This is a genomic window from Frankia sp. EI5c (genome assembly GCF_001636565.1).
In the GTDB taxonomy this organism is placed as follows: domain Bacteria; phylum Actinomycetota; class Actinomycetes; order Frankiales; family Frankiaceae; genus Parafrankia.
Window position 1 is genome coordinate 49,431 of record NZ_LRTK01000028.1, and the last position, 20,294, is coordinate 69,724.

General features: G+C 72.8%; 17 protein-coding genes and 7 pseudogenes. 15 read left to right on the forward strand and 9 right to left on the reverse strand.

Annotation, left to right across the window (positions count from 1 at the left end):
• Positions 1-41: 41 nt before the first annotated feature.
• On the reverse strand, positions 42-1,049 hold the full coding sequence (locus tag UG55_RS14815) for an NAD-dependent epimerase/dehydratase family protein (protein WP_066068616.1): 1,008 nt from the start codon (positions 1,047-1,049) through the stop codon (positions 42-44).
• 309 nt (positions 1,050-1,358) lie between these two features.
• Here UG55_RS14815 and UG55_RS14820 point away from each other — a divergent pair, with 309 nt between their 5' ends.
• From UG55_RS14820 to UG55_RS14860, 11 genes and pseudogenes are all read left to right on the forward strand, one after another.
• Entirely contained in the window at positions 1,359-2,096 is a 738-nt protein-coding gene (locus tag UG55_RS14820) for a NeuD/PglB/VioB family sugar acetyltransferase (RefSeq protein WP_066068619.1), read from the forward strand.
• A gap of 7 nt (positions 2,097-2,103) precedes the next feature.
• Entirely contained in the window at positions 2,104-2,859 is a 756-nt protein-coding gene (locus UG55_RS14825) for a tyrosine-protein phosphatase (RefSeq protein WP_066068622.1), read from the forward strand.
• Between the two features lie 108 nt (positions 2,860-2,967).
• A pseudogene (locus UG55_RS14830) lies at positions 2,968-3,474 on the forward strand (transglycosylase SLT domain-containing protein); the annotation flags it as partial.
• 9 nt (positions 3,475-3,483) lie between these two features.
• On the forward strand, positions 3,484-4,908 hold a 1,425-nt coding region (locus UG55_RS14835; protein ID WP_242424401.1), incomplete at its 3' end, for a CdaR family transcriptional regulator.
• 273 nt (positions 4,909-5,181) lie between these two features.
• Positions 5,182-6,168 carry an ACP S-malonyltransferase gene (locus tag UG55_RS14840; RefSeq protein ID WP_066068630.1) on the forward strand — a complete coding sequence of 329 codons (987 nt, stop codon included), beginning with the start codon at positions 5,182-5,184 and terminating at the stop codon, positions 6,166-6,168.
• On the forward strand, positions 6,165-6,810 hold a 646-nt coding region (locus UG55_RS14845), incomplete at its 3' end, for a beta-ketoacyl-ACP synthase 3 (protein ID WP_242424403.1). The genes UG55_RS14840 and UG55_RS14845, both read left to right, overlap by 4 nt.
• Position 6,811: 1 nt before the next feature.
• Positions 6,812-7,103 (forward strand): annotated as a pseudogene (locus UG55_RS37230) (3-oxoacyl-[acyl-carrier-protein] synthase III C-terminal domain-containing protein); the annotation flags it as partial.
• 288 nt (positions 7,104-7,391) lie between these two features.
• Complete coding sequence (locus UG55_RS14850) at positions 7,392-7,640, forward strand: acyl carrier protein (protein WP_066068636.1); 249 nt, start codon at positions 7,392-7,394, stop codon at positions 7,638-7,640.
• Positions 7,637-8,122: beta-ketoacyl synthase N-terminal-like domain-containing protein (locus tag UG55_RS37235; protein ID WP_304440413.1), on the forward strand; the 486-nt coding region annotated here is incomplete at its 3' end. The genes UG55_RS14850 and UG55_RS37235, both read left to right, overlap by 4 nt.
• 1 nt (position 8,123) lies before the next feature.
• A pseudogene (locus UG55_RS37240) lies at positions 8,124-8,863 on the forward strand (beta-ketoacyl synthase N-terminal-like domain-containing protein); the annotation flags it as partial.
• Between the two features lie 174 nt (positions 8,864-9,037).
• Positions 9,038-10,441, forward strand: a complete 1,404-nt coding sequence (locus UG55_RS14860; RefSeq protein WP_066068642.1) for an acyl-CoA carboxylase subunit beta — start codon at positions 9,038-9,040, stop codon at positions 10,439-10,441.
• Positions 10,442-10,546: 105 nt separating this feature from the next.
• Here the strand turns inward: UG55_RS14860 and UG55_RS45425 are convergent.
• Together UG55_RS45425 and UG55_RS46255 are read right to left on the reverse strand one after the other, a co-directional pair.
• Positions 10,547-10,650 (reverse strand): annotated as a pseudogene (locus UG55_RS45425) (hypothetical protein); the annotation flags it as partial.
• A 1-nt stretch (position 10,651) separates the two neighbouring features.
• Positions 10,652-11,158 (reverse strand): annotated as a pseudogene (locus UG55_RS46255) (DUF222 domain-containing protein); the annotation flags it as partial.
• A gap of 148 nt (positions 11,159-11,306) precedes the next feature.
• Between UG55_RS46255 and UG55_RS37250 the strand changes: the two are divergent.
• A partial coding sequence (locus UG55_RS37250) for an MFS transporter (protein ID WP_242424406.1) occupies positions 11,307-11,564 on the forward strand: 258 nt, incomplete at its 3' end.
• A 1-nt stretch (position 11,565) separates the two neighbouring features.
• Positions 11,566-12,578 (forward strand): annotated as a pseudogene (locus tag UG55_RS27355) (MFS transporter); the annotation flags it as partial.
• 7 nt (positions 12,579-12,585) lie between these two features.
• On the opposite strand, the gene UG55_RS14870 reads toward UG55_RS27355, so the two are convergent.
• A complete protein-coding gene (locus UG55_RS14870) occupies positions 12,586-15,036 on the reverse strand; it encodes an AAA family ATPase (protein ID WP_066068646.1) in 2,451 nt (816 codons plus the stop codon).
• A gap of 2 nt (positions 15,037-15,038) precedes the next feature.
• Positions 15,039-15,716 (reverse strand): hypothetical protein, encoded by a 678-nt coding sequence (locus UG55_RS14875; protein WP_396230913.1) that lies wholly within the window; start codon positions 15,714-15,716, stop codon positions 15,039-15,041.
• Between the two features lie 421 nt (positions 15,717-16,137).
• Between UG55_RS14875 and UG55_RS14880 the strand changes: the two genes are divergently transcribed.
• Positions 16,138-16,569 carry a hypothetical protein gene (locus UG55_RS14880; RefSeq protein ID WP_066068648.1) on the forward strand — a complete coding sequence of 144 codons (432 nt, stop codon included), beginning with the start codon at positions 16,138-16,140 and terminating at the stop codon, positions 16,567-16,569.
• Positions 16,570-16,612: 43 nt separating this feature from the next.
• Here UG55_RS14880 and UG55_RS14885 read toward each other — a convergent pair whose 3' ends face one another.
• The 4 genes and pseudogenes from UG55_RS14885 to UG55_RS37255 form a co-directional block, all read right to left on the reverse strand.
• Positions 16,613-16,927 carry a DUF6457 domain-containing protein gene (locus UG55_RS14885; RefSeq protein WP_066068804.1) on the reverse strand — a complete coding sequence of 105 codons (315 nt, stop codon included), beginning with the start codon at positions 16,925-16,927 and terminating at the stop codon, positions 16,613-16,615.
• 102 nt (positions 16,928-17,029) lie between these two features.
• Entirely contained in the window at positions 17,030-17,743 is a 714-nt protein-coding gene (locus tag UG55_RS14890; RefSeq protein WP_083986815.1) for a molybdenum cofactor guanylyltransferase, read from the reverse strand.
• A partial coding sequence (gene moaA / locus UG55_RS14895) for a GTP 3',8-cyclase MoaA (RefSeq protein WP_242424412.1) occupies positions 17,740-18,611 on the reverse strand: 872 nt, incomplete at its 5' end. The genes UG55_RS14890 and moaA, both read right to left, overlap by 4 nt.
• A gap of 1 nt (position 18,612) precedes the next feature.
• A pseudogene (locus tag UG55_RS37255) lies at positions 18,613-18,726 on the reverse strand (GTP 3',8-cyclase MoaA); the annotation flags it as partial.
• 389 nt (positions 18,727-19,115) lie between these two features.
• Here UG55_RS37255 and ppgK point away from each other — a divergent pair.
• Positions 19,116-19,943 carry a polyphosphate--glucose phosphotransferase gene (gene ppgK / locus UG55_RS14900; protein ID WP_066068655.1) on the forward strand — a complete coding sequence of 276 codons (828 nt, stop codon included), beginning with the start codon at positions 19,116-19,118 and terminating at the stop codon, positions 19,941-19,943.
• Positions 19,944-20,294: the final 351 nt, after the last annotated feature.

Sequence of the window (20,294 nt, forward strand, 5' to 3'; positions counted from 1 at the left end):
GGATCGTTCTGGGGCGTGGGGCGTGGTCAGCCGCCGCGCGGTCAGCGCCGGATGACGGTGGCGCGGGCGGCGCCACCGGCGCTCTCGTGCAGGCGAGCCCGGTACCAGTGGGCCGTCGCCGCGAGGCCCGCCCGCAGCTCCTGGCCCTCGACGCCGCCGAACAGGGAACGCATGACCGCCGTGCTGGCCCGTGAGTCCCGGATGTCCCCGGCGCGGGGCGCACTGTGCTCGACGTCGAGCCGGCACCCGAGGACGACCTCCAGGTGGCCGACCAGCGACAGCAGGTTCGTCCGGGTGCCGAGGGCGAGGTTGACCGGCCCGGGGTGGGTCAGCCGGCGGCAGGCGGCCTCGGCGAGCAGTTCCGCGACCGCCCCGACGTAGGTGAAGTCCCTGGTCTGGCGTCCGTCGCCGTGCACGGTCAGCGGCCGGCCCCGCAGGGCGGCGTCGATGAACGACGGGATGACCGCGGCGTGGGCGTGCCGCACGGACTGGTAGGGGCCGTAGACGTTGAACAGCCGCGCGACCAGCACCGGCAGCCCGAAGCTGGTCCGGTGGCCGAGGGCATAGCCTTCGGCCGCCAGCTTGCTGGCCGCGTACGGGCTGTTCGGGCGCGGCGGATCGGTCTCGGCGCACGCCTCGACGACGCCGCCACCGCCACCGCCACCGTGGTCGGCGGCGGCGGCGCGATCGCCGTACACCGCGGACGACGAGACGATCACCGCGTGCGTCTCGCTGCGTTGTGCCACGTCCAGCACGGTCAGCGTCCCGGTCGCGTTGACGTGGTGGGTGGCCATCGGGTCGAGCAGCGAGCGCTCGACGGAGGGCCGCTCCGCGAGGTGGACGATGCTGCCGGCCCCGACGCACGCCTCCTCCATGAGCTCACGGTCGGTGACGCTGCCCATCACGAGCTTCACCGGCAGCCCGGTGAGGTTCGAGCGGACGCCGCTGCTCAGGTCGTCGACGACGACGACCTCGCAACCGCGGGCGAGCAGGGCCCGGGTGAGGTGGGCGCCGATGAAACCGGCACCCCCGGTCACCACGACCTTCATCGGGCCCGCCCCGCCGTCCCGAGCCGTGCCGCCAGTCCAGTCCGCATCGTCCGGATCACTCCTCACGGGCGCAGTCGGCGGCCGCGGGCACACCTGGATGGCCGCGGGCACACCTGGACACTATTAGCGATTGATTGGACACCCATAGTAGTAGATCGTTCGGGGCAGGCCCATCAGGACACATCCCCGCCGACTCCAGACAGTCGCCCGACACCCTCGAAGACCACCGTGGAGACCACCATCAGGAGATCGAACAACTACCCAGAGTGTCCAATTGAATGATCAGTGTCATCGCTCTACGTTCGCCCCGTGCCAGCCGACCGACGCCAGCTCGTCATCGTGGGAGCGGCCGGCTACGGCCGCGAGCTCCTCGACCTCGTCGAGGCGATCAATGCCGCCGGGGGGGACGCCTACGGGTTCCTCGGGTTCCTCGACGACGGCCACGCCGACCCCGACCCGCTCGCCCGCCGCGGATCCAGCGTGCTGGGCGGCCTCGAGCTGCTGGCCGGCCTGGACGCCGACTACCTGATCGGCATCGGGGCGGCGGCCGCCCGGGCCCGGATCGACCGCTACGCGAGTGCCTGCGGACGCCGGCCCACGACCCTCGTCCATCCCCGCGCACACCTGGGCGGCGACGTCAGGCTCGGGCCCGGGACCGTCGTCTGCGCGCTCGCGAGCCTCACCACCAACATCAGGACGGGCCGGCACGTCCTGGTCGACATCGGGGCCGGGATCGCCCACGACTGCCACCTCGGCGACTACGCGACGGTCGCCCCGGGCGCCCGCCTCGGCGGCGGCGTGCAGGTCGGCGCGGGGGCCTGGGTGGGCATGCAGGCCAGCGTCGTGCCCGGCCGGCGGATCGGCGCCGGCGCCGTCGTCGGGGCGGGTGCCGTGGTCACCGACGACGTGCGCCCCGGGCTCGTCGTGGCCGGGGTTCCCGCGCGCCCGATCGACCCCGCCGACGGCAGCGCCCAGGCCGCCCGGCCACCGATCGTCCTGCCGCGTATGCCCGAACTCGCACCGGGAGCGCCTCAGGCCGACCTATGATCAGCCGGTGCACCGCTGGTTCGATCTCGCAGGCACCGACAACACCCGCGACCTCGGCGGCATACCCACCGCCGACGGCCGACTGACCCGGCACGGAGTTTGCCTACGCAGCGACACGCTGCAGGAACTCACCGCCACGGACGTGCTTCGGCTTCGCCAGACCTACGGGCTGCGTACCGTCCTCGACCTGCGGGCCGAGGAGGAGATCGCCGCTGAGGGCCGCGGCCCGCTGGAACACGAATCCATCACGTACCACAACCTGTCGTTCCTGCCAGGCCGGTGGATCATGCCGGACGACCCGCGGCACGCCGCGATCGTCCAGGACATCGACTCGGCGGCGCGGGTCGAGCGCTACCTGGACTACCTGCGCCACGCCGGGGACGCGGCGGCCCGGGCCGTCCGCCTGCTCGCGGAGCCCGCCTCCGGGCCGGTGCTGTTCCACTGCGCCGCCGGCAAGGACCGCACCGGTGTGCTCTCGGCGCTCGTGCTCGGCATCGTCGGCGTCGACCGGGACGCGATCGTCCACGACTACGTGCTCACCAACGAGCGCATCGCGCAGGTCGACGCGCGGCTGGCCCGGCGCCCGTCCTACAACCGGCCCGACAACCCGCTCACCGTGGACAAGCTGGTCTGCCGTCCCGAGGTCATGCAGGGGTTCCTCGACTCCGTGCAGCAGATCTGGGGCGGGCCGGTCGGCTGGGCGCTGGGCGCCGGGCTCACCGAGGACGACCTGAACTCGCTGCGGGCGCGCCTTGTCGGCTGAGGGCGCGACGGCAGACCGGGGAGGCCACCCGGAAGTACCCGGTCATCCGGACACGGCTCCGCGGCGGGACGGACAATGAGGGCCATGATCCGGCGCGCTCCTGTCCCNGCGGTCCTGGCCACGTTGGTGGTGATCAGCCTGCTCTCCGGTTGCAGCCACATCTTCGAGCGGCCGTTCGGTGACGTGCCCGCCGACCTGGTTCCGGTGTTCCAGGCGGCCGCCGCCAGCTACGGGGTTCTCAGCGCCGCGCAACTCGCCGCCCAGGCCAGGGTCGAGAGCGGGTTCGACCCGGCGGCGGTCTCCCATGCCGGCGCCCGCGGGATGATGCAGTTCCTGCCCACGACCTGGGCACAGTTCGGCCTGGACGGGGACGGCGACGGCGTGGCGGACCCGCTGGAGCCCAGGGACGCCATCCCCTCCGCCGCGAACTACGAGGCACATCTCGCCGAGGCGCTCGCGGATCTTCCCGGGGACCGCATCTCGCTGATCCTCGCCGCGTACAACGCCGGGCCGCAGGCCGTCCGCACCGCCGGCGGGATCCCCGAGTTCCGCGAAACCCGGGCATATGTCGCGCGCGTGCATGACTGGGCCGCCACCTACCGGGACCAACTCTGACGCCGTGTCATGCTGGACCCCGTGGCGGTCGAGCGGACGGGTGATGCGGCCGGGAAGGCGCCGGACAACGGCCCGCCGCTGCCGCCGTCGCTCTCCCCCGCGACCGCGGCGTCCTTCTCCTCCTCCACTCCGGTCTCCTCCACCTCCACTCCCAGCCAGGTGGCCACCTCCGGCCGATCGACGAACGGCGGCCGGCGCTCGTCAGCCGGCGCGATCCCGGTCCGCGGAACCACCGACGAGGTGATCCGCCGGGTCGAGCTGGCCAGCGGGCACCTCGCGGCGCGGGCCGCGGCCCAGATGACCGAGGTGCTCCCCTGGTACCCGGGCATGTCGGCGCGCCACCGCGCCGACATCCAGCTCGTCGTCCAGGCCGGAATCTCGTCCTTCGTCGAGTGGTGTCGCCGCCCCGAGCACGCTCGGGAGCTGTCCGGGGACGTCTTCCGGGTCGCGCCGCGCGAGCTGGTCCGCGCGGTCACCTTCCGCCGGCTGGTCGACCTCGTGCGCGTCGCGGTCGAGGCCATCGAGGCGGAGGTGCCCGCGCTCGCCGGGCCGGAGCACGAACAGCGTCTGCTGGCGGATGTCCTGCGCTACTCCCGGGACATCGCCTTCGCGGGCGCGGTCGTCTACGCGCGGGCGGCCGAGGAGCGCGGCGCCTGGGACGCCCGGCTGGAGGCCCTGGTCGTCGACCACGTCGTACGCGGCGAGGTCGACCGCGGCCTGCCCTCCCGGGCGGCGGCGGTCGGCTGGCGCAACCCGCCGGCGGTGACCGTCATCGTGGGCTCGGCGCCGCCGACCTCGCCGGAGGCCGCGGTCGACGAGGTCCACCGGCGGGCACGGGCGGCCGGGCTCGAGGTGCTCGCCGGGGTGCACCACGACCGGCTTGTGATGGTGGTCGGCGGGGCGTTCGGCCCGGCCGACGGCGAACAGCCCGGGGCCGGCACCGCGGCCGCGTCGACAGCCGGGCAGGCCGACGCCACGGCGGCCGCCGGCAACGCCGAGACCGCGCTGGACGCAGCCCGGGCCCTGCTGCCATCCTGCGGACCGGGCCCCGTCGTGGTCGGGCCGATCGCGGCGGATCTCACCGGGGCACCCGGCAGCGCCCGGGCGGCCCTCGCCGCCGCGGACGTGGTGGCCGCCTGGCCGGCCGCGCCGCGCCCGGTGTCCGCCGGCGCGCTGCTGCCCGAGCTGGCACTGGCGGGCGACCAGGACGCGCGGCACCGGCTGATCAGCAAGGTGTACCTGCCACTGCGGGACGCCGGCACCCCACTGCTGGAGACCGCCGGGGCCTATCTCGACTTCGGCGCGTCGCTGGAGGCGACAGCCCGGGCGCTCTACCTTCATCCGAACACAGTGCGTTACCGGCTGCGCAAGGCCGCGGATGTCTGCGGGCTTGATCCGGCCGACCACCGGGAGCGGTTCATCCTGCACATCGCCNTGGTACTCGGCCGTCTGAACGGTGCGCAACCTACAGAACGAACCGGACCCGAGCCCCGTCCGTGATCCGAGCCACCGACCGACACCGGCGGTGCAAGAAGGGTCACACCAAGCAGATTCGCCCACCGGTCACCAGATTTCGGCCAGGTGACCCACCGCGGGACTAACGTACCGTCGGTGCCAGCCCTTTGTAGGGCATCGACAACGAGCTGACGAGACATCGGTGACTCGTCGCCAGCGACAACGACCGGCCACACGGGGTTAGGTGGATACGTGCTCGCGATCCTCGCACCGGGACAGGGTGCTCAGACGCCCGGACAGCTACGTCCGTGGCTGGAGCTTGACGGCGTCCAGGACCGTCTCCGCTGGTGGTCCACAGCGGTCGGGCTGGACCTCGTCGAGGTCGGCTGCGACGCGCCGGCGGAGACGATCAGGGACACTGCCGTCGCCCAGCCGCTGATCGTCGCCAACGGCCTGCTCGCCGCCGAGCAGCTCGGGCTGCTGCCGGCCACCCCGGCCGTCGCCGCCGGCGGGAACGCGCTGCTGGCCGGGCACAGCGTCGGGGAGATCACCGCCGCCGCGGTCACCGGATCGCTCACGCCGGAGGCGGCGCTGCTGCTCGTCGGGCTGCGCGGGCGGGCGATGGCCGAGGCCTCGGCCCGGACCCCGACCGGAATGACCGCGCTGCTCGGCGGGGATCCGGAGGAGGTCGCCGCGGCGGTCGAGGGCCTGGGGCTGACCGCCGCCAACCGCAACGGGGCCGGGCAGATCGTCGCCGCCGGCACGCTGGAGGACCTGGCCAGGCTGGCCGAGGCACCCCCGGCCGGGGCCAAGCTGCGCCCGTTGTCGGTCGCCGGAGCGTTCCACACCCACCACATGGCCCCGGCCCGGGACGCGCTGCGCGCCGTGGCCGCGGGAGTCACCCCGGGCGTGCCCGCGCTGGGGCAGCTCTCCAACGCGGACGGCGCACTGGTCCACGACGGCGCCGACCTCGTCGCGCGGCTGGTCACCCAGGTGGCCGCGCCGGTGCGGTGGGACCTGTGCCTCGCGGCGATGCGGGAGGCCGGCGTGACCGCCGTGATCGAACTGCCGCCGGCCGGCACGCTCGCCGGCATCGCCCGCCGCGAGCTGCGCGGCGCGAAGATCGTCGCCGTGAAGACCCCGGCCGACCTGGACGCGGCCCGCGAGCTGATCGCCGAGCACCTGCCGGCAGTCACCGTGCCCGCCCAGGCGGGCGCCCTGGTCGGGGCGGATTCATGACCGGCGCGGGAGTCCTGGGCCTCGGCACCTACCGGCCGGCCAGGCTGGTCACCAACGACGACCTCGCCCGTCAGGTCGACACCTCGGACTCGTGGATCCGGACCAGAACCGGCATCGCGACCCGGCGCATCGCCGACAGCGACGAGTCCACGGTCGCGATGGGAGCCAGCGCGGCGGAGAAGGCGCTGGCCGCGGCCGGGCTCGCGGCCAGCGACGTCGGCGCGGTGATCACCGCGACCTGCACCTCGCCGTCCCAGATCCCGGGCGCGGCGCCGCAGATCGCCGCCCGCCTCGGAGCGTCCGTCGCCGGCACGTTCGACATCAACGGCGGCTGCGCCGGCTTCTGTTACGCCCTCTCCACCGCCTCCGACATGGTGCGGGCCGGCAGCGCGCGGCACGTGCTGGTCGTCGCGACGGAGCGGCTCTCCGACTACACCGACTGGAGCGACCGGTCCACCTGCGTGTTGCTGGCGGACGGTGCGGGTGCGGTGGTGGTCGGCCCCACCGAGACGGACCGCATCGGCCCGGCCGTGTGGGGCCACGACGGCTCCCGGCCCGGGGCGATCCAGGTTCCCGGCAACGGTGACAACTCCTTCCGGATGGAGGGCCCGGCCGTGTTCCGCTGGGCGATCTCGCTGGTACNGAGCCTGCGGAAGATCTGCGAGCGGGCCGGAGTCGCGCCCGAGGAGCTCGCCGCGATCGTGCCGCACCAGGCGAACCTGCGCATCGTCGAGGCGCTCGCGGGCGGCCTCGGTGTACCCGACGTACCGATCGCCCGCGATGTGGTGGACTCCGGCAACACGTCCGCCGCCAGCATTCCACTCGCCCTCGACCGGATGATGGAGGCCGGTGAGGTCGTCTCCGGAGACCCGGTACTGCTGTTCGGGTTCGGAGCCGGCCTGACCTACTGCGGGCAGGTGGTCCGGTGCCCCTGAGCNCGACCAGGTCCACGGGCAGGCCCAGGAACGTGGGCACCCCGCGGCGCCGGGCAGACCTCAGCACCCTGACCGTTCCAGGGCATCCGAGCGCTCCGGCACTCGGATGCCCGCATGCCCCCGGGTGACCTCGAATGCCCCCGAGCACCCGAACCACCGGCGCCCCGCCATACGACTGGCGGCGCGCCCAACGCACCACCGCTGCCCGGACCGGCCCACAGCGGGCCGACCGCCAGCAACCGGCCCGGCCGGAACGCTGATCCCGCATCCCGCACAGGAGGAAAGTTAATGTCGCAAGCCGATATCCTCACCGGCCTCGCCGCCATCCTCGAGGAGGTCGCCGGTGTCGAGCCGGCCGACGTCACCGCGGACAAGACCTTCATCGACGACCTGGACGTGGACTCGCTCTCCATGGTCGAGGTGGTCGTGGCGGCCGAGGAGAAGTTCGGTGTGAAAATTCCGGACGAGGACGTCAAGACCCTCAAGACGGTCGGTGACGCGGTCTCCTACATCCAGCGAGCGGGTGTCGCCGCGTGACACCCACCCCCAGGCAGGTCGTCGTTACCGGCCTCGGGGCTACCACTCCCCTCGGCGGCGACGTGCCGTCCACGTGGGAGGGGCTGCTCTCCGGCCGCTCCGGCGCACGTCGCCTCACCGAGGACTGGGTCGAGCAGCTCCCCGTGCACATCGCCGCCCCGCTGGCGGTGGAACCTCCGCTGGGCCGGGTCGAGGCGAGGACCCTCGACCGCAGCCAGCAGATGGCACTGGTCGCCGCGCGGGAGGCCTGGGCTGACGCGGGTTCGCCGGAGGTCGACTCGGAGCGCCTCGCGGTCTGCGTCGCGTCCGGCATCGGTGGGGTACTGACCCTGCTTCACCAGCACGACGTGCTGCGGGAGCGCGGGCCGCGGCGGGTCTCCCCGCATGTCGTCCCGATGCTGATGCCGAACGGGCCGGCCAGCACGGTCGGCCTGGCGTTCGGCGCCAAGGCCGGCGTCCACGCCCCGGTCAGTGCCTGCGCCNCCGGCTCGGAGGCAATCGCGCTGGCGCTGGACATCATCCGCGCCGGGCGGGCGGACATCGTGATCGCCGGTGGCACCGAGGCCGCGATCGCGGCGCTGCCGATCGCGGGGTTCGCCCAGATGCAGGCGCTCTCCCGGCGCAACGACGCTCCGGAGACCGCCTCGCGGCCGTTCGACAAGGGCCGGGACGGGTTCGTGCTCGGCGAAGGCGCCGCTGTTCTCGTGCTGGAGTCCGCCGAGCACGCGGCGGCGCGCGGCGTGCGGGTGCTCGGGACCCTGGCCGGGGCGGGCATCAGCTCGGACGCCTACCACGTGGCGGCGACGGACCCGACCGGTGCCGGTGCGGCCCGGGCTGTCCGGGCGGCGCTGCGGTCGGCCTCGCTGGTTCCCGAGGACGTGATCCACATCAATGCGCACGCGACGTCGACGCCTACCGGCGACGTCGCCGAGGCAGTGGGTCTGCGGTTGGCGCTGGGCGACGCCCTCGACTCCATCGCGGTCACGTCGACCAAGTCGATGACGGGTCACCTGCTCGGTGCCGCCGGCGCGCTGGAGGCCGTGGTCACGCTGCTCTCCCTGCGCGAGCGCGTGGTTCCGGCGACACGCAACCTCGACGCCCTCGACGACGAGATCCCTCTCGACGTCGTGAGCATCGACAACCGGAAGCTGGGCTCGGGCGCGGGCCTGTCGAACTCGTTCGGGTTCGGCGGGCATGACGTCTGCCTCGCCTTCACGGTCTAGAAAGATCGATCGACGCTCCGCGGGTGCGCCGCCACGACGGTGGCGTGCCCGCGGCGGCGGAACAATGTCTTGCGGGCCCGGCCTGTAGCCGACATCCAACGTTCACGGTGGCCGAATTCATCGCCGCCATCTGCGCCGGAGCAGACTGATACCGCTCAACCGAGGAGACCTACGGTGAGTCTGTCCACCATCGATCGTACCGACCCAAGGACACCTGTCGCGCGGCTGAGCCGCTTCTTCGACCCGGACTCGCTTTCGTTGTTCGCCTCCGCCGACGGTTCGGGAGTCGTCGCCGGCCAGGGTCTCGTCGACGGCAACGAGGTCGTTGCCTTCGCGACGGACCCCACCGTCCAGGGTGGCGCGATGGGGCGGGACGGTTGCGCGCGCATTGTGCACGCGATCGAGTCGGCCGTCCGGATGCGTTGCCCGGTCATCGGTATCTGGCACTCCGGTGGCGCCCGGCTGCAGGAGGGTGTGGCCTCGCTCGACGGAGTCGGCCGGGTCTTCGCGGCCACTGTCCGCGCCTCCGGCCAGGTTCCGCAGCTCTCGCTGGTCCTGGGCGCGGCAGCCGGTGGCGCCGCCTACGGCCCGGCCCTGACCGACCTGGTCATCACCGGGCCGGACGCCAAGGTTTTCGTCACCGGCCCCGATGTGGTCCGGTCGGTGACCGGCGAGGAGTGCACGGCGGACAGCCTCGGCGGGCCGGAGGTTCACTCCACCCGCAGCGGCGTGGTCCACCTCGCCTGCGACTCCGACGACGCCGCCTTCGAGCAGACCCGCGCGATCACCGCGCTGCTGGCCGACCAGGGCGACATCGGTCTCGTCCCCGAGCGTGAGCTCGGCCAGCTGCTGCCGGAGAACCCCCGGCGCGCGTATGACGTGCGCCCGCTCGTCGCCGGCCTGCTCGACGACCAGGTCGTGGAGCTGCACGCGAAGTGGGCCCGCAACATCGTGACGGCCCTCGGCCGCATCGGCGGGCGAACCGTCGGCGTGGTCGCGAACAACCCGCTGCGCCGCGGCGGCTGCCTCGACGCCCTGTCGGCCGAGAAGGCCTCGCGGTTCGTGCGGATGTGCGACTCCTTCGGGGTACCGCTCGTGGTCCTGGTCGACGTTCCGGGCTACCTGCCCGGCGTGGGTCAGGAGTGGGAGGGTGTGGTCCGCCGCGGCGCGAAGCTGCTCTACGCCTTCTCCGAGTGCACCGTGCCGCGGGTCACGGTGGTGACCCGCAAGGCCTACGGCGGCGCCTACATCGCGATGAACGCCCGCTGCCTGGGCGCGACCGCCGTCTACGCCTGGCCGACCGCCCAGGTCGCGGTCATGGGCGCCGAGGCGGCCGTCGGCATCCTGCACCGCAGGCAGCTGGCCGAGGTTCCCGCGCAGCGCCGTGGGGATGTGGTGGCCGAGCTGGCCGAGGAGCACGTGCGCACCGTCGGCGGGATCAACCGCGCGGTCGAGCTGGGTGTGGTCGACGCGGTCGTCTCGCCTTCGGAGACCCGCGGCGCGGTCGCCACCGCACTGGCCGAGGCGCTGGCCGGCGCGCGTGCGGACAAGAACGTCCACGGCAACATCCCCCTGTAGTCAGCTCACCCGGTCGGGGAGTGTCGGCGATGCCGGCCTCCCCGGCCCGGGCTGCATCCGCGCCGGGCCTGGGTTGAGCCCGGCGCGCCAGACCACCGGCGTGGATCACGGGCCGCGGCCGGTGGACGGCGGTGTGGCCGGATGCTCCGCCTCGGTCAGGCGGATCCAGGTCCGCACCACGTTGCCCAACTGCCGCGGGTTCATCCACANCGCCGCTCGCGCGAAGATCGGGTCGGCGTTCCGCACCAGCTCACCGCGACCACCCTGCACCGCGGGCGCGATCGCCCGGACGTGCTCGAAGCTGATCGTGCCGGTACGGAACGCCTCGGCGGTGGCCGGCAGGAACCGCAGCACGCTCGCCACCAGCAACGCCGTCGTGGTCGACGGGTGCACGAGCCGGCACTCCCTGCGCAGCCAGGCCGCCGCGGACCGCGCGCCGCCCCGCCGCCACGGCCCACACCGCCACAGACCGCGCCGGTCGAACTCCGCGAGCAGGCGGATCCAGCCGGCCTCGGTGGCGTCGACGAGGCGCCGCATGTCAATCAGAAGCAGCGCCAGCTCGGCATCCGGCATCGCCGCCGGATCGACGGCGGCCATCCTGGCCACCCACCCGTCGACATCCCGCATCGGCATCTCCGGATCCTCCGGACCGGCCCCTCCCGGCTCGGTGGATCCGATGCCCACCGGCTGAGCGAATTCGAACATGCGTTCGATCATAGGGGCGGATCGAGGGCGACGCCACCCCAGGACACCGGAAGATCACAGCTTCCACCTCCAGACCCGGGGCCGATCGGCGCGACAGATATTTAGCAAGGCGAAATAACTTCCGGCCGATGCACGTTGGACCGGTGCGGAGGTGCACCGGATGAGACGCACGGCCACGTCGAGGGCGCGAAAGCCCACCGCGGACGGCGCGAGAAGACCACGGGGCGGCACGTTCGCGGCCTTGCAGGTACCGAACTTCCGCCTCTTCCTGGGCGGCCAGGTGGTCTCCCTGTGCGGGACCTGGATGCAGACGATCGCGCTGGGCTGGCTGGTCCTCTCCCTCGGCGCGTCGGGCACCGAGCTGGGGCTGGTGACCGCGGCCCAGTTCCTGCCGGTCCTGCTGTTCGGCGCGTACGGCNGGCTGATCGCCGACCGCTCGGACTCCCGCCGGCTGCTGATCACCACCCAGATCCTGCTGGCCGTGCTCGCGGTCGGGCTCGGCATCCTCGACCTGACCGGCCAGGCCCGGTTGTGGATGGTGGCCCTCGTGGCGGCCGCCATCGGGACGATCAGCGCGGTGGACAACCCCACCCGGCAGAGTTTCGTCCAGGAGATGGTCGGCGCCGAGCACCTGCCGAACGCCGTCACCCTGAACTCGGTCACCATGAACGCGGCCCGGGTCGTCGGCCCGGGCATCGCCGGCGTGGTCATCAGCCTGATCGGCACCAGCGGCTGTTTCCTGCTCAACGGCGCGTCGTTCGCCGCGGTCGTGCTCGCGCTGCGGCGGATGGACACCGCCGCCCTGATGCCGCGCCGGCCCGTGCCGCGGGCACCGGGTCAGGTGCGTTCCGGCCTGGCCTATGCGATGCGCACGCCGGAACTGCGGATCCCGCTGGTCATGATGGCGGTGATCGGCGCGCTGGCCTACGAGTTCCAGGTGGTGCTGCCGCTCGTCGCACGCGAGACCTTCCACGGGTCGGCCGCGACGTACAGCCTGCTCACCGGGGCGATGGGCGCGGGCGCCGTGGCCGGCGGGCTGCTCGTGGCCCGGCGCCGCCGGGTCGGCGTGGCCGCGCTGGCGATGGCGTCCGGAGGCTTCGGCGCGGTCCTGCTGCTCGCCGCCGCGGCTCCGACCCTGGCGCTGGAGGTCGTCGCGCTGGTCGTGGTCGGAGCGGCGAGCGTGGCCTTCATCTCCACCGGCAACGCCACCGTCCAGTTGTCGTCGGCCCCCGAGATGCGCGGGCGGGTGATGGCGCTGTGGTCCGTGGCCTTCCTGGGCTCGACGCCCGTCGGCGGGCCGGTCGCGGGCTGGGTGGCCGAGACCTTCGGCCCGCGCGCCGGCCTGCTCCTGGCCGGGGCGGCGGCCATCGCCGGATGTCTCTACGCCCTCGGGTCGTTGCGCCGGGCCGCCGCCGGCAACGGGCGGGCCGCGGCGCTGGTCAGTCCGCCGTGGACGCGTCCTCCGGGCGCGACCACGGCGCGGCGATCGCCTCGCGCGCCGCGGCCTGCCCCAGCCCCGGCAGCCGCGGAACATCCTGCTGGTACATGCCCCGGTGGACCTGCACGGCCCAGCTGTGGTACCGCTCCATCTCGGTCATGAAGCCGGGCTCGGTGTAGCGGCTGCCGTCGATGGTGGGCCCCGCCGTCCCCTCGAGGATCGCCTCCACATCCTCGCCACTGATCGTCTTGTAGGTCTCCAGCGCGTGCGTCAGGGAGAGCACCTCGCGCCGGTTCGCGGCCAGCACGGCCTCGGTGCGTTCGTAGAGCTCCCGCAGCTTGGCCTCGACCTGCTCACCGAACGGGCGGTCGGCGTCGATCGACGCCGACCCCATCTGGTTCTCGATCATGCTCAGCCGGGAGGCGAGCGTGTCGCCCATCGCCGCCGACGAGATGTTCCCCGACACCAGCAGAGTGGCGCTGCGCAGGTCACCGCCCACCCCGACGGTGTTGTCGCCGTCGAAGAACATCCGCTCACCGACCAGCGAGGCGAGCGACACCATCACCTGGATCTCGATCTCTGACTTCCACATGAACATGCGTTCCTCGATCGCGACGTGCGCGACGAAGCCGCCCACTCCCCCGCGCCGCTCGATGGTCGCCAGGTCGATGACCCGGCCGCGCTGGGTCCGGTAGGCGACCACCGCGTGACAGGCCTCGTGCAGCGCGATGCTGTGCCGTTCGCGGGCGATGTGCTCATGGTCGTCGGCGAGGCCGTACTCCTTGACCACCCGGGCACGGAGCATGTCCTGCCAGGTGATCACCTCGCGGCCGTCCTTGATGGCCTGGACGAGCGCCTCGTTCACCGTGTCCTTGATGGTGGCGCCGGTGGCCTCCGGACTCATGATCGCCAGCCGCTCGATCTGGTCGGAGGTCAGCTCGTGGCGCACCTTCGCCAGGTAGCCCTCGAAGGTCCGGATCCGGCCCTCCTTGCTCGGGTAACCGACCTTGTAGATCCGGTCGATACGGCCCGGCCGCAGCAGCGCCTCGTCCAGCGACTGGGGCATGTTCGTCGCCATCATCACCAGGATGCGGTATTTCGGCGGCGGCTTCGGGCGCATACCGAGGGTGCGCCGGACGACCCGGTTGAGGAAACCGCGGGGCTTCTTCAGCCCCGACATCTCGGTCAGCAGCGCCTGCAGGGTGCCGTCGAAGTTCCCGCCGCCGCCCATTCCACCCATCACGAGGTTCTCCCGCTGGGCGCGTTCCCGGGCGATCTGGGCCTGCGCGAAGGAATCCAGATAGGAGAAGCCGTTGCAGGCGTCCAGCGGCGCCTGGCCCGCCGGCATTCCGAACGCGTCGAACGCGCCGGGTACGGATGAGATGGCGTGCCGGCCACCGGCGGACCCACCGCCGCGAGAAAAGGCCCGGGCCGCGCCGCCGAGCTTTCCACCGAACCCGGTGGCGAGCTGCCCGCGGTTACCAAGAGTGTCCGCCTCGTCGAAGAAGACGATCACGCCGCCGTAGCGCAGCGAAAGCTTGCGCAATCGACGGAAGAGCGACTTCACCTTGAGAATGCCGACACCGATGAACATCGCCGAGAAGGCGCCCGGATCCACGAACACGTAGGGCTTTCCGGTCTCGCCGGCGACGGCCTCCGCGATCAGCGTCTTGCCCGTCCCCGGCGGGCCCCACAGGAGGATTCCGCCGGGGACGTAGCCACCCCGGTCCTCGATCTCCTCGGGGCGCTCCAGATAGAAGACGTTCTCCCGGACCCGGCCGACGACATGGTCCTGGCCCCACACGTCGGAGAACCTGGTCTTGATGTCCTCCGGGAAGTAGACCTCGACGCCGCCCTTCGACAGGAACCAGAAGATCGCGACGAACTGGCCGACCATGAGGCCCAGGAACAACACGAGCTGCAGTACGTACGGAATCGCGCCCCAGACGGCGGCGGGCATGCCGACCGTGGCCTCGAACAGGGACTGGTCGACGACCCGCGCGTAGACGAAGAGGACCAGCGCCAGCGCGGTCACGATCTTCAGGGCACGGCTGACCCGGTACCGGTTCCAGTCGTTGAGGCGCAGCAACCGGCGTTCGGCCCGGCCGAAGACCCGATCCGTCCAGAACAGGTAGTAGGCGGCCGACCGTTCGCCGAGGAAGATGTGGATCTGGTGGACCACCTCAAGACCCAGCAGGGCCAGGATCCACCAGCTCGACCGCGCCTGGATGCGGAACGCGTCGCCCCAGGTCATCAGCGGGTTACCCGAGACGTCCGCCGCCACCACGAAGGTGAACAGCGCTCCGAGCAGGAGCAGGAACTTGATCCTGTCCCAGAGCGCCGCCGGCCGGCGGCGCTGCTCGGCGCGGGCTTCCGAGCCGCGGTCGCGCCCGGCGGCATCACCCGCGGCGGAGGAGGTAGCCGGGCCACCCGCCCGGTCGCTTGCGCTCATGGCTACTGCCCTCGGTCCGTCGGCTTGATGGTGAAGGAGCCCGTGACCTCGCCGATCTGCCCGCCGTGCTGGGCGTAACACAGCGCTGAACAGGCCAGGACGAGTTGGTAGAGCACGGTCTGGTTCTGGTCGAGGAGGCTTGTCTGGTCGATGGTCACCAGACCGGCCGCGGTGGCCACCTGGTAGATCAGATGCACGCCGTGGACGCCCTCGTCCCGAGACACCGACTCGTCGGCCATGAGCAGGAAGCTCGGCGCGAGGCGCGCGCCGTACGGGTCGCGGCGGACCGCCTCCTGCTGGGCCGCGACCGCTTCGTCCACGGAGACGACGAAGTTACGCAGATCATTGACAGAGACCGCGCGGGCTTCCTCCGGAAGGAGGTGGCGCACCTGGACGAAACCCTTCGGCAACGGGGCATCCGGCACGAAGAGGCTGGTTTCGTCGAACTTCTCGGACGCGTCGAGGCCGACGACCCACTCCCGCGACATCAGCGTCCGCAGCATCTCCGGGCTGACATTGCGGGCGTCAATACCGAACAGCGCGGGGCCGGCCATCTCCTGGTGGGTCCAGCCGGCCGGCACCTTCAGGAAGGCGCCGTCGTTTTTGTTTGTCACATATTCGTAACTAGGCGAACCACATCCGGACGCCGCGGCCAGCAGCGCGACCACCGCGGCGATCACCAGGGCGGGCCCTGACCTCGGACACAGGCGCGGTCGGGGTCGGGTTCCTGGCCGGGATGGCGTCAGCGGTCGTGGCAGGNGGCCACGACTTTTAACCTCCACGGCGATCCTCCAGCCTCGCGAGGTCGATCCCATGGTGCGGCGACGGGCCATGGATCTCACATTTCCCATGGCAAGTGTGACTCATTCCGGCGGGACGTCGCGGAAGCTTCACCGGAAAGAGGCATTGCAGATACCCTCCGCTGTCACATCTGACGCCTCCGATCCAGGTGGCGCGCCGGTTCCACCCTGCGGTCACCCCCGGGAGGGCGCCAGTCGGAGGGCACCCGTCCGGTGACCCGGTGACGCGAGACGGAACCGGTCCGGGGTGGCCGGGTACCCCCTTCTGGACAGTTGCCACACAGGGGGCACACTGTTGGGTATGGCGCATTACCGGCGTGGTCGTAAGGTGCCCGCGCTACCCCCGGTACGCCGGCACATCGTCGGCGGGCTCACCGTCGTCGCCGTCTTCGTCATGGTCGGCCTGGCGGCCTGGCGGCCGATCGCCGCGCTACCCGCGATCGCCGCGATCGCCGTTCTGGGCGTGCTGGACTTCGTGCTCGTCACCACCTCGCCGGCGGCGCAGAGCCTGCCGTCGGGGCCGCTGAGCGGCAAGGAGCTCGACTGGGAGTCCGGGCTGATCGAGTCGGCGCCCGGCCTCGTCGACGCGCCGACGCAGATGCTGCCGCGGCTGTCCTTCCGCTACGCCCAGGGGCCTGAGGACGGCCCCGAACCGGCTGTCGAGGACGTCCACACGATGGCCATCGACATGCGGGGGTACCTGGACGAGACCGGCGCGATGCGCATGCGCTGAGGCGGGCCCGCACCCCCGTCGTCCACGACGGCCCGGCGCCCGGTCAACCGCGACCGGCAGCGTCCTCCTCGCGCCACCCGGGCAGCAGCCCCAGCACCGTGCCCACGGCGGCCTGGACCTCCGCGACGCTCCCACCGGCCCGGCCGGCCGCCAGACCGGCCAGAAAGGCCGTCAGCGGGGCCGCGGGACGGGCCACGCCATGTGCCACGTCTCGGGCGAGGGCGAGCACCAGCGTGGCGTCCACGCTCCCGGGAGCCAGCTCCAGTGCGGACGACACCCGCTCCAGCCACTCGCCCAGGATGTCCTCGCCCGGCCCGCCCGACTCTCCCGGTGCGCTCGGCTGCTGTCCCGCGGTCATGGGATCCGCGGCGTGCAGACCCCGCCGTTCACGGCAGGGATGGAACGCCGCTCCATCGTGGTGATCACCGGTCAATGTCCAATCTGTGGGATCCGGGGGCTGTCAAGGTCTCCCGGCCGCGGCATCCAGCGCCCGGGCGGTGGCCAGTCCGCCGGGATCATCGCAGTCCAGGCAGGCACGCGCACTCGCGGGAACCGTGGGCACCGCCCGGCCGGCCAGCAACGACCGCACCGCACAGCCCGCGGGGTCGACCGGCAGCCGCGCGCGCAGCGCGGCGGTGTGCCACGCCGCCGCCAGGTACTGCGGACGTCCGGACGGATCACTCAGCAGGACGACCTCCGCCCCCGGCACCCGCACCCGCCTCAGCAGGCCGCGGATCTCCACCGCACCGAGGAAGGGCAGGTCCGCCGCCAGCACGACGACGAGCGGCGCCGCGACCAGGCGAAGGCCTGCCGCGATCGCGGCGACGGGCCCACCGCCCGGCGGGTCCTCACGGGTCCACCGGAGCGGTCGCGCGCCCGGAGCCGGTGCCCGCGGCGGGCCGACGGCGATGATCCGACCCACCGAGCCGGCCGCCTCGACCGCGCCGAGCACCCGATCCAGCAGCCGCACGCCGCCGACGCGCAGTGTGATCTTGTCGTCTCCGCCCATTCGCCGGGATCCGCCACCCGCGAGGACGAGCGCGTCCCACGAAGCTCCCACGACGGCGCCTTCCCCGACGGCGCCTTCCCCGACGGCACCGACATCCGGGCCACCGACACCCGGGCCGCCGACACCCGGGCCGCCTTCGTGCCGGGGCGGCGCTGGGAAGCTCATCCCCCGATGGCCGACATCGGCCGGTCCGGCTGGCGGAATCCGGGCGCGTCGATGCCGTGACCAGCGCGCTTGACCCAGACCGCCTGCGCCCATCGGCGCGCCAGTTCGTCGTCGTCGGCACCGGCGCGCAGCGGTCCGCGCAGGTCGGACTCGTCCCGCGCGAACAGGCAGTTGCGGACCTGGCCGTCGGCGGTGAGCCGGACCCGGTCGCAGGCCGCGCAGAACGGCGCGGACACCGAGCCGATCACGCCGACGGTGCCGGGACCGCCGTCGACCAGGAACAGCTCGGCGGGCGCGCTTCCCCGGCCGGGCACCGGCTCCAGGGCGAACTCCTCCTGGAGACTGGTCATGATCTCGCCCGCCGTGATCATTTCGGCACGCCGCCAGCCGTGCTGGGCGTCCAGCGGCATCTGCTCGATGAACCGCAGCTCGTACCCGTGTTCCAGGCACCAGCGCAGCAGCGGTGCCGCCTCGTCGTCGTTCAGCCCGCGGAGCAGCACCGCGTTGACCTTGACGGGGGTGAGGCCGGCCTCGGCAGCGGCGGCCAGACCAGCCAGGACGTCCGCCAGCCGGTCACGCCGGGTCATCCGGGCGAAGCGCTCGGGGTCCAGGGTGTCCAGCGAGATGTTGACCCGGTCGAGACCGGCGGCGGCGAGGTCGCCGGCGAGGCCGGTGAGCCGTAGGCCGTTCGTCGTGAGCGAGATCTCCGGCCGCGGGACGAGCGCCGACATCCGCTCGACCAGGTGGACGAGGCCGGGGCGCAGGGTGGGCTCCCCCCCGGTCAGCCGGACCTCCGTCACGCCGAGCCGGGTCACCGCGAGGCCGACCAGGCGCAGGACCTCGTCGTCGGTGAGGATCTGCGGACCGGNCAGCCAGTCGAGCCCTTCCGCCGGCATGCAGTAGGTGCACCTGAGATTGCACCGGTCGGTCAGCGACACCCGCAGGTCGGTCGCAACCCGCCCGTAGGAGTCGGTCAGCCGCATTGGGCCAGACTAGGTGCCCGTGGCAGGCGGCACACGCGTTTGCCCCGCATCCCGCCCACCACGGGTGCCGCCACCGGTCGCGCGGCCCCGATACCACTGTCGGCCGCCGGCCGGTATCCCCGACCGACCCACTCCGCTATGAACGACCGTCACCGCCGAAAGCGCCCGTCACTGCCACGTCGTCGTGGCGGCCTGCGAAACTACAGCAGGTACCGGCAAGGCTGGCCCAAGGTGGAGCGCCCGGCGGCGCCCGAGTCGGCCACCGGCGGGCGGGGCGGCACCGGCCGGGCGGCACCGGCCGGGCGGCGCACAGCCCGGCGGCAAGGCATCGGCCGGGCGGCGCGCGGCGGCAGAACGCATAGCGAGACATTGCGGAGAGGACGGGGTAGATGCAGGTCTTCGGGGTCGACATCGGTGGGACCGGAATCAAGGGGGCCCCGGTCGACATCGAGGACGGTTCGCTGGCGGCCCCGCGGTTCCGGATCCCCACGCCGCAGCCGGCGGACCCGGAGTCGGTCGCGCGGACCGTGGCGGAGGTGGTCGCGCACTTCGAGTGGACCGGCCCGGTGGGCGCCACCTTCCCCGCTGTGATCAAGTCCGGCGTCGCGCACACCGCGGCGAATGTCGATCAGGGCTGGGTGGGCACTGATGTGTCCGCCGTGTTGTCCTCGGCACTCGGCCCGGCGCTCGGTGGCTCGGAGGTCGCCGTCGCCAACGACGCGGACGCCGCCGGGGTCGCCGAGATGGCTTTCGGGGCCGGCCGCGAATCGTCCGGCCTCGTGATCATGACGACCTTCGGCACCGGCATCGGGACGGCGCTGTTCCTCCATGGCCAGCTGGTCCCGAACACGGAGCTGGGGCATCTGGAGATCCACGGCCATGACGCCGAGACGAAGGCATCCGAGGCCGCCCGGGAGCGCGAGGACCTCTCCTGGGAGAAGTGGGCGAAGCGGGTCAACCGCTACCTGACCAGGCTTGAGGACCTACTCTGGCCCGACCTGATCATCATTGGCGGCGGAGCGAGCCGGAAGGCCGAGAAGTTCTTCGACCACCTGGAGCTTCGGACCAAGGTCGTACCGGCGCAGTTGCTGAACGAGGCGGGCATCATCGGTGCCGCGCTGGTCGCCGCCGGCGACCAGACCCGCCCCCGCCCGGCCCCCCGCCCCGCCCGCCGCCGCGGCCCGGCGACCAGGCCCCCGGGCGGCAGGCGCCCCTGACGACCCCCGGGCGGCAGGCGGCCGACGGGCACACCGCGCCCTGCCGACGTCCGCGTCCTGCCGACGTCCGCGTCCTGCCGACGTCCCCTGAGGGCACCGAAGTTCTCCCCCGAAAGGGCCATGGACGCGTTCGCGGGCACAGGCCCACGCGGCGACGGAGCACGGCCAGCGCGGACCCGCGCGGCCAGCGCGGGCGGGGGCGGCCCGGGCGGGCGGGGGGCGACCCGGGCGCGATGCCCGCCCCCCCCGCCCGATCGGTCCACCCGGTCGGGTGGGATCGCGGACGGTGATGCGTCACATCGGTGCCCGGGACAGGCCCCCGACGTGTCCAGAACCTTCAGCGAGAGTCAG